The sequence below is a fragment of the Halomonas sp. LES1 genome, assembly GCF_031846005.1.
Lineage (GTDB): Bacteria > Pseudomonadota > Gammaproteobacteria > Pseudomonadales > Halomonadaceae > Halomonas.
On sequence record NZ_JAVRGC010000003.1, the window covers coordinates 146461 to 159207 of the forward strand.

General features: G+C 65.1%; 11 protein-coding genes. 8 read left to right on the forward strand and 3 right to left on the reverse strand.

What is annotated here, in order from left to right; all coding sequences use genetic code 11:
- Positions 1-4: 4 nt before the first annotated feature.
- The 5 genes from RM463_RS08020 to fnr all read left to right on the forward strand — a co-directional run bounded on the left by RM463_RS08020 (position 5) and on the right by fnr (position 5664).
- Positions 5-2494 (forward strand): heavy metal translocating P-type ATPase, encoded by a 2490-nt coding sequence (locus RM463_RS08020; protein WP_311429695.1) that lies wholly within the window; start codon positions 5-7, stop codon positions 2492-2494.
- Positions 2491-2721, forward strand: a complete 231-nt coding sequence (gene ccoS, locus RM463_RS08025) for a cbb3-type cytochrome oxidase assembly protein CcoS (protein WP_311429696.1) — start codon at positions 2491-2493, stop codon at positions 2719-2721. The genes RM463_RS08020 and ccoS overlap by 4 nt, the downstream gene beginning before the upstream one ends.
- Positions 2721-3428: a sulfite exporter TauE/SafE family protein gene (locus tag RM463_RS08030; RefSeq protein WP_311429697.1), complete on the forward strand. Its 708-nt coding sequence runs from the start codon at positions 2721-2723 to the stop codon at positions 3426-3428. Before ccoS ends, RM463_RS08030 begins: the two co-directional genes overlap by 1 nt.
- Positions 3429-3517: 89 nt before the next feature.
- Positions 3518-4840: a radical SAM protein gene (locus RM463_RS08035; protein WP_311429698.1), complete on the forward strand. Its 1323-nt coding sequence runs from the start codon at positions 3518-3520 to the stop codon at positions 4838-4840.
- 80 nt (positions 4841-4920) lie between these two features.
- Complete coding sequence (gene fnr / locus RM463_RS08040; RefSeq protein ID WP_195688982.1) at positions 4921-5664, forward strand: fumarate/nitrate reduction transcriptional regulator Fnr; 744 nt, start codon at positions 4921-4923, stop codon at positions 5662-5664.
- Positions 5665-5747: 83 nt separating this feature from the next.
- On the opposite strand, the gene ttcA is transcribed toward fnr, so the two are convergent.
- From ttcA to RM463_RS08055, 3 genes are all read right to left on the reverse strand, one after another.
- Complete coding sequence (ttcA, locus tag RM463_RS08045) at positions 5748-6659, reverse strand: tRNA 2-thiocytidine(32) synthetase TtcA (RefSeq protein WP_311429699.1); 912 nt, start codon at positions 6657-6659, stop codon at positions 5748-5750.
- 278 nt (positions 6660-6937) lie between these two features.
- Positions 6938-7555 carry a 3'-5' exonuclease gene (locus RM463_RS08050; RefSeq protein WP_195688980.1) on the reverse strand — a complete coding sequence of 206 codons (618 nt, stop codon included), beginning with the start codon at positions 7553-7555 and terminating at the stop codon, positions 6938-6940.
- 34 nt (positions 7556-7589) lie between these two features.
- Complete coding sequence (locus tag RM463_RS08055; protein WP_311429700.1) at positions 7590-9416, reverse strand: putative nucleotidyltransferase substrate binding domain-containing protein; 1827 nt, start codon at positions 9414-9416, stop codon at positions 7590-7592.
- Between the two features lie 565 nt (positions 9417-9981).
- Here RM463_RS08055 and RM463_RS08060 point away from each other — a divergent pair.
- From RM463_RS08060 to RM463_RS08070, 3 genes are all read left to right on the forward strand, one after another.
- Entirely contained in the window at positions 9982-10248 is a 267-nt protein-coding gene (locus RM463_RS08060) for a DUF4212 domain-containing protein (protein WP_311429701.1), read from the forward strand.
- 6 nt (positions 10249-10254) lie between these two features.
- Positions 10255-12051: a sodium:solute symporter family protein gene (locus RM463_RS08065; protein ID WP_195688978.1), complete on the forward strand. Its 1797-nt coding sequence runs from the start codon at positions 10255-10257 to the stop codon at positions 12049-12051.
- A 139-nt stretch (positions 12052-12190) separates the two neighbouring features.
- The gene (locus RM463_RS08070) at positions 12191-12706 is read left to right on the forward strand and encodes a hypothetical protein (RefSeq protein WP_311429702.1); all 516 of its coding nucleotides are present in this window, start codon (positions 12191-12193) and stop codon (positions 12704-12706) included.
- Positions 12707-12747: the final 41 nt, after the last annotated feature.

A 12747-nucleotide genomic window follows, 5' to 3' on the forward strand; every position in this document is an offset into this window, starting at 1 on the left:
CGACATGACCGACACCGCCGAGACCCTGGACACCACCTGCTATCACTGCGGCAACCCGGTACCCACCGGCGCCAGCTGGTCGATCACCCTGGATGACACCCGCCACCCGCTCTGCTGCCCCGGCTGCGAGGCGGTGGCCCACGCCATCGTCGACGGCGGGCTGGCCAGCTACTACCGCTTCCGCACCGAGCTGCCGGAGCGACCCGATGAGCGCGGCGCGGCCGATGCCGATACCTGGACGGTCTTCGATGACCCCGGGCTGCAGCAGCAGTTCGTCCACTCCGAACAGGACGGCAGCGGCCAGGTGCATGTCACCCTGGCGGTGGATGGCATCACCTGCGCCGCCTGCGCCTGGCTGATCGAGCACCGCCTCAACGCCCTGGCGGGTATCACCGCCACCGCGGTCAACCTCAGCCATCACCGGCTGCGCGTGACCTGGGACCCCGAACGGCTTCTCCTGTCTCGCATCCTGGCCGAACTGGCGGCCATCGGTTACCCCTCCCAGCCCTATGAGCCGGATGCCGCCCAGCTTCGCCTTCAGCGCGAGGAGCGCATGAGCATCCGACGCCTGATCGTCGCCGCGGCCGGCATGATGCAGGTGATGATGTTCTCGATCCCCCACTACTTCGCCGGCGAGGGGGAGATCAGCGCCGACTTCAACGCCCTCTTCCTGTGGCTGGCCTTCGCCCTGACCACACCGGTGGTGCTGTTTTCGGCGCAGCCCTTTTTCACTGGCGCGCTGCGCGATATACGCAGCCGCCAGCTGGGCATGGATGTTCCGGTATCGCTGGCCATCGGCTCGGCCTATATCGCCAGCGCCTGGGGGGTACTCTTCGGCGGCGATATCTACTTCGACTCGGTGGTGATGTTCACCTTCTTCCTGCTGTTTGGCCGCTATGTGGAGATGCGCGCACGCCGGCACAGCGGCCGCATCGGCAATGCCCTGGCTCAGGTGCTGCCGCTTTCGGCGACGCGGCTGGAGGATGACGGCCAGGCGCGCATCGTGCCCGCCAGCGACCTGCAAGAGGGCGACCGCGTACTGGTCAAGCCCGGCCACGGGGTGCCTGCCGACGGCATCATCGAGGATGGCGAGTCCAGTCTCGATGAGTCCATGCTGACCGGCGAGACCCTGCCGGTCAGCCGCACGCTCGGCGACAGCGTGACCGGTGGCAGCCAGAACATCACCAGCCCGCTGACCATCCGTGTGACCCGCGCGGGCAAGGACGCCAGGGCCGCCAGCATCGTCGACCTGACCGACCGCGCCTTCGCCCATCGCCCCAAAATCGCGGAGCACACCGCCCGCCTCGCCCACCACTTCGTGCTTCAGGTGCTGATTCTCTCCGTGGTGGTCGGCACCGTGTGGTGGTTTGTCGATCCTCAGCGCGCCTTCTGGGTGACGCTCTCGGTGCTGGTGATCACCTGCCCCTGTGCACTGGCCCTGGCCACCCCCACCGCACTGACGGCGGCCCATGGCCAGCTGCGTCGACGCGGCGTACTGATCACCCGCGCCGACGCCCTGGAGACGCTGTCGAATCTCGACCGGGTGGTTTTCGACAAGACCGGCACCCTCACCGCCGGTGAGATGACCCTTGTGGAGGTCCGGCTAGCCGGGGAAAGCGAAGGCCTCGGCGGCAGCCAGCATGACGAGGAGGCGCTGACCCGCATCGCCGCGGCCCTGGAAACCCAGTCCGAGCACCCCATCGCGCGGGCCTTCGGCCCCTATCGTGATCACCGCCTGGGCGCCGAGGCGATCGTCAACCGCCCGGGACTGGGACTGGAGGGCACCCTTCACGACCGTCGGTGGCGGCTCGGCAAGCCGGAGTTCGCCGCCCCCGACCAGCCCCTGACGCCCCCGGGCGAGGGCCAGTGGCTGTTGCTGAGCGAAGCCGGGCGGCCCCGGGCCTGGTTCAGCCTGAGCGACCGCCTGCGAGAGGATGCCGTCGACACCATCGCCGCACTGAGGTCGCTGGGATTGAAGGTGGAGCTGCTCTCGGGCGATACCGCCGACGCCACCGCCCGCATGGCCGACCGGCTGGGTATCGCGCAGTGGCGCGGCGGCGTCAGCCCGGAAGGCAAGCTTGCGCGCCTGCGCCAGCTGCAGGCCGCGGGTGAGCGCGTCGCCATGGTCGGCGACGGCATCAACGATGTACCGGTGCTGGCGGGTGCCGATGTGGCCATCGCCATGAACGGCGCCACGGATCTGGCTCGCACCCGCGCCGATGCCGTGTTGCTGGGCCCGCGCCTGATGCGTATCGTCGAGGCCGTCGCCGTCAGCCGCGCCACGCGCCGCATCATCAAGCAGAACCTCGGATGGGCGCTGGTTTATAATATCGGCGCCCTGCCGCTGGCCATGATGGGCTTCGTCACGCCCTGGATTGCGGCCATCGGCATGTCGGCAAGCTCGCTGGTGGTGGTCGGCAACGCTCTGCGCCTGACTCGCCACACCCCGCTGCCACAGGAGGTGGCTACACCTTCGGAACCCCGCACCGTATGACTATTCTCTACCTGCTGATACCACTGACCCTGATTCTGCTTGGCCTGGCCTTGTGGGCCTTCTTCTGGGCGGTGAAGCACGACCAGTTCGAGGATCTGGAAGGACCCGCCTACCGCATTCTCTTCGATGAGGACGACAATGACCGTCCCCCGGAGGAGCGCAGGAGCGGCGGCAAGGATGACGACACCCCATCGTCGACCTCCGACCCATCGGACGAGACGCGCTGATGGACCCGACCGGGCTGGACCTGCCGCCTTTCGCCGCCGCCTTCGTCTTCGGCCTGCTCGGCGGTGCCCACTGCATCGGCATGTGCGGCGGCATCATGAGCGCACTCTCCTTCGCGGTGCCACCCAGCATGCGTTCCCCGACGCGCCTCTCGGGCCTGCTGCTGGGCTACAACCTGGGCCGCATCACCAGCTACATGATCGCCGGCCTCCTGGCGGCATCTCTCGGCACCCTGCTCTCGCTGACCGCCCCCGCGCGCTTCATCCTGCAGGGGCTCGCCGCCCTGATGCTGATCCTGATGGCGCTCTATATCGCCGACTGGTGGAAGGGGTTGCTCGGGATCGAGGCCCTGGGCAGGCGCCTGTGGCGATATCTCGAGCCACTGGGGCGCCGGCTGATGCCGGTGGTCAAACTCCCCCAGGCAGTGGCGCTGGGGGCGGTATGGGGCTGGCTGCCCTGTGGGCTGGTCTACTCCATGCTGACCTGGAGCCTGGCCATGGCTGACCCGCTGCGCGGCGCCTTGCTGATGGGCGCCTTCGGGCTAGGCACACTCCCGGCCCTGCTGGCCACCGGCTTCGCCGCGCGTCAGCTGAGCCGATTGATCCGCCACCGGGGCACCCGCACCCTTGCCGCACTCTCCATCATCGCCTTCGCGCTCTGGCAGCTATGGCTGCTGGTTCCCGGGGGAGGCGCCACCCATACCGGCTGAGCACTATTCCACACGGGATTGACGCAGCTCAACGCCGCTCTCGGCCCCACCCCCTAGCATGGGGATAGAGCCATCAGCGGAGTCGCCCCATGCCCGTTCCCGCCAAGCACACCGTCCCCGCCGGAGCCTCGAGTCCTGCTCGAGAGCCGCTGCCCGGCGCGGGCGACCTGGTAACGGCCGCGGAGGTCGCCTACCCCGCCCCGCACCACTATCGCGACGACATCGGCGTCCAGGCCCTGGAAGTGGCCCTCTCTGCGCGCCCGGCCGAGGCCCCCCTGGCGATCCAGGTACGCCTGCCCTTCTGCCGTCATGCCTGCCGCTTCTGCGCCAGCCAGTGCGTTTCCGTTCGCAGCAGTCGCCAGGCCGATTCCTACCTGACACGTCTCGACCGCGAAATGGTACTGGTCCGGCGCCGGCTCGACGGCCTGCCGCCGGTATCTCGACTGCACTGGGGCGGCACCCCCCCGGCCTTTCTCACGCTGGAGCAGATGAGCGACCTCTTCGATCGCCTGGACGCACGCCTCGGCCTCTCCGGCGACCGAGAGCGGGACTTCAGCATCGACCTCGACCCACGAGAGGCCGATATGCTGACCCTGCGACATCTGCAGGCGCTGGGCTTCAACCGCCTGAACCTGGGTGTGCAGGAGCTGGATCCACGCGTCCAGCAGGCCATCAACCGCGTACAGCCGAGGGCCCTGACCGAGTCGCTGGTCGACGAAGCCGACCGCCTGGGCTTCCGGGAGTTGACGATGTCGCTGATGCTGGGGCTCCCCTTCCAGACACCCCAAGGCCTCGTCGACACCCTCGAGCAGGTCATCGGCATGGTCCCGGCACGCATCCGCCTCTACCGCTATCGGCATCGCCCGGCACACCACCCTGCCCAGCGTGCCATCCACCATGGCTGGTTACCCGACGCGGCGACCCGCCAACAACTGCTGGCCGAGGCTCGCGTCCGGCTCGACGCCGCCGGCTATGTCCATATCGGTCTGGGCCTCTACACGCGTCGCAACGACCCCCTGGCACAGGCCCGGGCCAGCGGCGCCCTGGGCCATGGCCCGCTTGGCTTTACCCGGGGGCAAGCGGGTGACCTGCTGGGACTCGGCGTGAATGCCATCAGCCGTATCGGCGACCTCTGGGTTCGCAACGCCGATACGCTGGCGGCATACGAATCGGCACTCGATAACAGCCGCCTGCCAACCGCACGCGGCACCCGGCTGACGGCCGATGAACGACGCCACCGCGAGACCCTGCTGTGTGGCCGTGGCATCGACCCTGCAGGCCTGCCGCCGAGCCCACACCTCGAGAGGCTTCACGCGGAGGGAGTGATCGAGATGACGACTGAGGGGGTATCGCTGACCGCCGAGGGACACTGGCGGCTGCCCTACATCCTCGAGGCCCTCGCCCTCCCCTAGCCGCCGAGCCCCGCATAGTTTGCCCCGCCTGCACTTTGCTCCATAATGGGGCCATGAACACGATCAAGAAGGGAAGGGCCATGGCGGGTACTCTCACCGGTCGGCGGCGATCCGTACTACAGGAGACGCGCTGTCAGACATGCAGTCTCAGCTCGCTCTGCCTGCCTCTGGCACTCGAGGTGGACGACATGGACCAGTTCGACGCCATCATCCGGCGTCGCGCACCACTCAAGAAGGGCGAGGCGCTATTCCGCCAGGACACTCCCTTCTCCAGCGTCTTCGCGGTTCGCTCCGGCAGCCTCAAGCAGGTCACCACCGAGGGCAGTGGCGAAGACCAGCTGACCAACTTCTATCTGCCCAGCGAGCTGGTGGGCCTCGACGGCATCGACGAACAATGCTACCCCGGTACCGTGGTGGCCCTGGAGACCACCACCGTCTGCGAGATTCCCTTCGACCGCCTGGACCACCTCGCGGAGTCGATGCCGGAGCTGCGCGGACAACTCTACCGCAGCATGAGCAAGGAGCTGCGCGATGACCGCCGCATGATGCGCCTGCTCTCGCGCAAGACCGCCGACCAGCGCCTGGCCAGCTTCTTCACCAGCCTCTCCGAACGTTTCCGCCGCCGCGGCTATTCGCCCTACAGCTTCCGCCTCTCCATGGCGCGGGCCGATATCGGCAACTATCTGGGCCTGGCGGTGGAGACGGTAAGCCGTATCCTCGGCCGCTTCCAGACCCAGGGCCTGGTCGCCGTCTCGGGGCGCGAGGTGAATATCCTCGATCTGCCGGCGCTCACCCACCTGGCCGAGGAGGAGGGCGCGCACTAAAGCTGGAAGCTGGCATGGACCCGATAATTCTGGGGTCAAGGTTTTTCTTCCAGCTTCCAGGCGTGAAGCGCCGCTCTTCAAACTTAGAGCTCTTGCTGGATATCGATCCGGCTGGCCTGCATCCTGGCCTGCTTCTCCTCCAGCCCGGCGAAGTCAAACAGCTCACGATCGGCCAGCTGTGAAGGCGCCACGTTGGTCACCGCCTTGAACATGCTCTCCAGCCGCCCGGGGTGCTTCGCCTCCCACTCCGCCAGCATCTCCTTGACCACCTGACGCTGCAGGTTGGGCTGAGAGCCACACAGATTGCAGGGGATGATCGGAAACGCCATCTGCCGAGCAAACTCGGCAATGTCCGCCTCCCGGCAATAGGCCAGCGGTCGAATCACCATGTTTCGGCCATCGTCGGACAGCAACTTCGGCGGCATCGACTTGAGGCTGCCGCCGAAGAACATGTTGAGGAACAGGGTCTCGAGGATATCCTCGCGGTGGTGGCCCAGGGCGATCTTGTTGGCACCGATCTCCTCGGCGAACCCATACAGGGAGCCGCGGCGCAGTCGCGAGCAGAGCGCACAGGTGGTCTTGCCTTCCGGGGTCTTCTCCTTGACCACCGAGTAGGTGTCGCGCTCGAGGATATGATAGTCGACCCCGATACCCTGCAGGTACTCGGGCAGCACATGCTCGGGAAAGCCGGGCTGCTTCTGGTCGAGATTCACCGCCACCAGCGAGAAGTCGACCGGGGCGTTGCGCTGCAGATTGCGCAGGATCTCGAGCAGGGTGTAGCTGTCCTTGCCGCCGGACAGGCACACCATCACCCGATCTCCCTCATGAATCATGCCATAGTCGATGATGGCATTGCCCACCTGGCGCCGCAGCCGCTTCTGCAGCTTGTTGAATTCACGCTTCTCCTGAGTACCGGGCTGGGGCGTGGCTGGCCCGGAGTGGGTGAAGGGCGCGCTATCGCGTTCGCGGGGGTCGAAGGTCACGGCGTCTTGCATAGGTCTTGGCGCTGCCAGTGCGGGCAAAAATGAAAGGCGCCCATCCTACCACCGGCGACCGCGCCAGGCGACGCCAGACGCCACTCGCGCCAGGGCTATCGCAGCTACCAACAGGGTGATAGTGAAAGGCGCCGGGGACAGGTCGGAAAGGGGGTCCGAGGACCAGGGATGGCCGAGGTAGCCTACAAGGAAGTACTCGTAGCGCCCCCTCGACGGCCTGTCACCGGAATAGCCTTGAGTGGTACTGTCATCTGCGATAGCCCTACCACTCGTGCCGGCTAACTCCCGGCGGCGACAGTACGCTCCAGGCGCAGGAACATCAGCGCGGTGGTCACCGCATCCCCCAGGGCGGTATTGCGCCCCATGACCGGCACTCCCAGGCGCTCGGCGGCACTCTCGAAGCGTGGCAGGTTATCGATTTCCGGGTGCCGACGCCGCAGTCGGCGCCGCCACAGCTGGGCCACATCCACGGTGGCGTTGGGTAGCTCGAAGCCGAAACGCGGACGCAGCTCACGGTTGAGAATCGCCAGGTCAAAGCCCAGATGCCAGCCCACGAGTGGGCGATTGCCGACGAAGTCGAGCAGCCGCGCCAGGGCGCTGTCGATGCTCTCGCCATTGTCGAGGTCCATGCCACGCAGGCCATGGATGCGGATGGAATCACCGGTCAGCGAGTCGGGGCGGCGAAGGCGCAGATCCAAAGAGTCACTGGTGAGGATATGATCACCACGCACCCGCACCGCGGCGATCGACACCAGCTCGGCGCTGCGGGTATCCAGGCCGGTGGTCTCGGTGTCGATCACCACCATCTCGTCACCGGTATAGGGGCGAAACAGCCAGGCGTACTCGCCGTTGGCATGGCGCCGCTGATCCGCGACGCGTCTCAGCATCTTGAGCATGACGGGCTCCTTGTGTCGTTGTCGTTCCGTCGATTCATGAGTATTCCAGATGAAAGCGGTGGGAGAGGCGCTGCTTGAAGTCCTTGACGATATGCAGCGCCTCGCGCAGCAGGTCGCGCTCCAGCGACGAGAGCTCCTGCACCACCACACGATCAGGGCTGTGCGGCTCGCCCCCCTCCTCGTCCTCACGCCTTGCCAGCTGCTGCTTGAGGCGCAGCTCGGTGAACAGCGCCAGCGCCTCGGCCAGGTCCTCGGCGAAGCGTGGCTCCAGCCGGCCATCGGCAGCCAGGGCCTCCAGACGCTCCAGAGTCGAGGTAGGCCGTATGCCCCGCTCCAGTGCCATCACCCGCACGCCATGCACGATGGGAAAGATCCCCCCCTTCTTGATATCGATGCCGTGCTGAGGTCGCTTGAGTGAGCCAAACAGGGTCAGCGGTGTGGAGAAGCGCAGAATGGTGCGGGCGAAGTAGGAGAGCAGCAGATCGTTTCCGCTGCACTGGGCAAAGAGGTCGTCACGCACCCGGTCGAGCAGCGCCGGGTTGCCCGCCACCGCGTGGGAGTCGAGCATGATCGCCAGCTTCATCAGGCTGTCGCCATCCCGGGCCTCGACCCAGCGCGCCATGCGCCGCTTCCACTGGGTGACCGTGCCCACCCACTCCGGGTTGGAGACCATGATATTGCCCGGGCAGAGTGGATAACCCAGCTCCACCAGGGTCTCGGTCAGGCACTGCATCCGCTCGGCGCAGTCGGGCCACTCGAGATCATCGGCCAGGATCAGGCCGTTGTCCTGATCGGTCTTGAGGATCTGCTCACCACGCCCTTCGCTGCCCATCACCATCAGGCAGCTATCGGCATGGTAACGCTCGTCGATCAGAAACCCCCAGGCCTTGTTGATGATCCGGCCGTTGAGGGCCGCCAGCAGGCCCATGGAGAAGCGCAGCTTGACCCCCTGGGCCATCAGCGCACTGACCAGCTCGGGAGTGCGGCGGCTGGCGGCGGCGAGAGCTTCGAGGCTGTCGGCCTGTTCGACCTGCAGGCTGACCACGTAGCTGCGACTGGAGAAGTAACTGAGCACATCGGTCAGCTCCACCACCCCCACCGGTTGGTGCTGGTCCATCACCACGACCCGCTCCACCTTGTGGCGGGTCATGATCACCAGCGCCTCGAAGAGGTACTTTTCCGGTGTCACGGTGATCAGCTCGGCATGCCCCAGCTCCTCGAGCGGAGTGTCTCGGCCACGTTCGTCTACCACCAGGGCATTGAGCAGGTCGGTCTTGGTGATCATGCCGTGACAACCACTGCGCTTCACCAGCAGCGAGTCGGCACGCCGCTCGTTGATGGTGACCACCGCCTCGGCGATGGTGGTGGCAGCCGGCACCACCAGGGGCTCACGCATGCACTCCTTCACCATCGCCAGCATGAAACCGGCCATGGTCACTCCGCCCTCGGCGCGCTGCTCGGTCAGCAGGCGGGCCTTGTGGGCCAGGCTCTGGCGGAAGAACTCGGCAAAGGGGAGATAGGCGTCGCACAGCTCCAGGAAAAGTGCCCTGGGCATCAGGTAGCAGAGGCTCTCCTGCTCGGCACGAAAGCGATAGCGACTCTTGCCGTTGAGAATGCTGATCGCCCCGAACAGGTCCCCCTGGGTGTAATGCCCGATGCGCTCCCTGGCTGCCGGCTGGGTGGCATCGATCTCCGCCACCTCGCCCTTGTGAATCAGAAAGACATACTCGCCGGGCTGACCAGCCTCGAGGATGATCTCGTCACGATCGAAGTAGGCCAGATCGACGCCCTGGCGCACCCGCTCGCGACCGGGCCCGTCGAGCAGCGTGAACGGTGGCTGAGAAAGATCGAGATCGATCATGGCTGGACCTCACGGATCACCCCCGCTTGAAGGAGCGCCCCGGCACCGAAGTGGCTCGTCGGTCTCAGGGGGACGCCTTCGGCGAAGGCATTGTTATTGATTTCCGCAGGCGTGATCGGCAGGCGACAAAGCCGACGACACATCGGTGCTCCTGTGGAGCATAACAACGACCATGCCTCGCCGATAAGCTAGACGAACGTATCGATCCAGGGCCGCTTAGACCATGGTCCTATCCGACGCCTTATTACTAGACAAAGGTCCAAGATGAACGAGATATACCATGGTGTTAACCAGCCGACTTTTCTCCTGGCATTCCACAGAACAATATATAACAAATCATTGATTTTAAATATTTTTTACCAACAACACTGAATCGCTTTATTCTCATGATACGAAAGTCTGGGATTCATTTCTTGCACTCATTGACCACTATTCATCTGCATCATGCAGGGCAATCGCACGCCACCATGGCGTCTTCCCGCCCGGAGACATGCGATTGTCCTGATGATTTCACCATCAACGACTGCACAAGTTCCCTATCTCAACAACAAGTGGAGAACACGACATGGCAGAAGAGAGAGTCGACACTACCGAGTACTGGAAGGCCAACGTACGCCTGATCGTTGGCTGCCTGGCCGTCTGGGCCTTTGTCTCCTACGGCTGCGCCATCCTGTTCCGGCCTCTGCTCGCCGGCATCCCCATCCCGGTCGGCGGGACCGATCTTGGCTTCTGGTTCGCCCAACAAGGGTCGATCCTGACCTTCATTTGCCTGATCTTCTTCTACGCCTGGCGCATGAACAAGCTCGACAAGAAATTCGGCCTCGGGGAGTAACCAAGAATGAGCCAATTTGCCATCAACCTGCTATTTGTAGGGGCGTCATTCGCCCTCTACATCGGCATAGCAATCTGGGCCCGTGCCGGCTCGACCAAGGACTTCTATGTGGCGGGCGGGGGCGTCCACCCGGTCACCAACGGCATGGCCACCGCCGCCGACTGGATGTCCGCCGCGTCGTTCATCTCCATGGCCGGCCTGCTGGCCTCCGGGGGCTACGCCAACTCGACCTTCCTGATGGGCTGGACCGGCGGCTATGTCATCCTGGCCATGCTGCTGGCTCCTTACTTGCGCAAGTTCGGCAAGTTCACGGTGCCCGACTTCATCGGTGAGCGTTTCTACAGCAATACCGCTCGCCTGGTTGCCGTCGTCTGCCTGATCGTCGCCTCGGTGACCTACGTCATCGGCCAGATGACCGGCGCCGGCGTGGCCTTCTCGCGCTTCCTCGAGGTCTCCAACACCTGGGGCATCTGGATCGCGGCCTTTATCGTGTTCCTCTACGCGGTATTCGGCGGCATGAAGGGCATTACCTATACCCAGGTGGCCCAGTACATCGTGCTGATTGTCGCCTACACCATCCCCGCGGTATTCATCGCCCTGCAGCTGACCGGCAACCCGATCCCCATGTTCGGCATGTTCAGCACCCACACCGAGTCCGGTGTGCCGCTGCTGGCCAAGCTGGACAGTGTGGTCAACGCCCTGGGCTTCCGCGATTACACCGCCGATGTGGACAACAAGCTCAACATGGTGCTGTTCACCCTGTCGCTGATGGTGGGTACCGCGGGCCTGCCCCACGTCATCATCCGCTTCTTCACCGTGCCCAAGGTGGCCGACGCCCGCTGGTCTGCCGGCTGGGCCCTGGTCTTCATCGCCCTGCTCTATCTCACCGCACCGGCCGTTGGCTCCATGGCGCGGCTCAATCTGATGACCACCGTCTACCCCGAGATGGCCGGTGAGGTGGAAGACTATACCGACGAGCTGAACAACCCAATCCTCTACGAGGAGCGCCCGGGCTGGATCCGCACCTGGGAAGAGACCGGTCTGATCACCTTCGAGGACAAGAACGATGATGGTCGCATCCAGCTCTATAACGACAACAATCCCGAGTACACCGAGGTCGCCGAATCCCATGGCTGGGAAGGCAGCGAGCTGACCGTCAACAACGATATCCTGGTACTCGCCAATCCCGAGATCGCCAACCTGCCACCCTGGGTCATCGGCCTGATCGCGGCCGGCGGTATCGCCGCGGCACTCTCCACCGCCGCCGGTCTGTTGCTGGCCATCTCCTCGGCGATCAGCCATGACCTGATCCGCAACATGATCAACCCCAACATCACCGAGAAGGGCGAGATGCTGGCGGCGCGGATCTCCATGGCCGGCGCCATCCTGCTGGCGACCTACCTGGGCCTCAATCCGCCGGGCTTCGCCGCCCAGACGGTGGCCCTGGCCTTCGGCATCGCCGGTGCCTCGCTGTTCCCGGCGCTGATGATGGGGATCTTCTCCAAGCGGGTGAACAACAAGGGCGCGGTCGCCGGCATGCTGACCGGTCTGGTCGCTACCCTGCTCTATATCTTCACCTACCTGGGCTGGTTCTTCATTCCCGGCACCAACATGCTGCCCAACACGCCGGATAACTGGATCCTGGGCATCTCGCCGCTCTCCTTCGGCGCGCTGGGGGCGATCTGCAACTTCACGGTGGCCTACCTGGTTTCCAGTGCCACCGAGGAGCCCCCGCAGGAGATCCAGGACCTGGTGGAGAGCGTCCGCTATCCCAAGGGCGCTGGCGTGGCGACCGGCCACTGATCCCCGGGCCATTCTGGGTCATAATGGCCCCCTGGCCCGGTTCGCCGGGCCAGGCAACTTCCTACCGATCGGGCTTCCTCAGGGAAGCCCGATCGCTTTGCCACCGATTTATTTACAAGATGTCTTACAGGGGTGAATCATGATTTGGCACCTGATTGCGGCGATCTTTGCCGGCCTCGGTGCGGCGGGCATCGGGCTTCTGCTGCGCACGCTCAGTGGCAAGCGACTGCCGCGCTGGATCATCCCGGTCCTGGGCGGCCTGGGGATGCTCGGCTACCAGATCAACGTCGAGTACAGCTGGTACGAGCACAAGCGCTCGCTGCTGCCGGAGACCGCCCGTATCGTCCAGGTAGAGGAGGACGCCATGTTCTGGCGCCCCTGGACCTATCTCTTCCCGATGACGACCGCCTTCAGCGTGGTCGATAAGCAGGGCATGACGACCCGTGAGCAGGCGGGCGAGAAGCAGGTCGAGTTCCTGCTCTACCGCTTCGATAAGCAGCTTCAGGACAACGTCAGCCATCAGACCTGGCTGATGAACTGCGCCACCCGCGAGACCCTGCCACTGGAGGGGGAGGAGCGCCGGCCGAGACTGGACGCCATGCGTCGGCTGACATCGGAGGCGCCGCTCTACCGCGCGGTCTGCACCGAGACCTGACAGGCCATGAGCCTGCCCTCGGGCGCGCCATTGCCCTAGAA

Coding starts and splice junctions, on each gene's coding strand:
- RM463_RS08020 (WP_311429695.1), top strand. CDS start 5: ATGACCGACACCGCCGAGACCCTGGACACCACCTGCTATCACTGCGGC.
- ccoS (WP_311429696.1), top strand. CDS start 2,491: ATGACTATTCTCTACCTGCTGATACCACTGACCCTGATTCTGCTTGGC.
- RM463_RS08030 (WP_311429697.1), top strand. CDS start 2,721: ATGGACCCGACCGGGCTGGACCTGCCGCCTTTCGCCGCCGCCTTCGTC.
- RM463_RS08035 (WP_311429698.1), top strand. CDS start 3,518: ATGCCCGTTCCCGCCAAGCACACCGTCCCCGCCGGAGCCTCGAGTCCT.
- fnr (WP_195688982.1), top strand. CDS start 4,921: ATGGCGGGTACTCTCACCGGTCGGCGGCGATCCGTACTACAGGAGACG.
- ttcA (WP_311429699.1), bottom strand. CDS start 6,659: ATGCAAGACGCCGTGACCTTCGACCCCCGCGAACGCGATAGCGCGCCC.
- RM463_RS08050 (WP_195688980.1), bottom strand. CDS start 7,555: ATGCTCAAGATGCTGAGACGCGTCGCGGATCAGCGGCGCCATGCCAAC.
- RM463_RS08055 (WP_311429700.1), bottom strand. CDS start 9,416: ATGATCGATCTCGATCTTTCTCAGCCACCGTTCACGCTGCTCGACGGG.
- RM463_RS08060 (WP_311429701.1), top strand. CDS start 9,982: ATGGCAGAAGAGAGAGTCGACACTACCGAGTACTGGAAGGCCAACGTA.
- RM463_RS08065 (WP_195688978.1), top strand. CDS start 10,255: ATGAGCCAATTTGCCATCAACCTGCTATTTGTAGGGGCGTCATTCGCC.
- RM463_RS08070 (WP_311429702.1), top strand. CDS start 12,191: ATGATTTGGCACCTGATTGCGGCGATCTTTGCCGGCCTCGGTGCGGCG.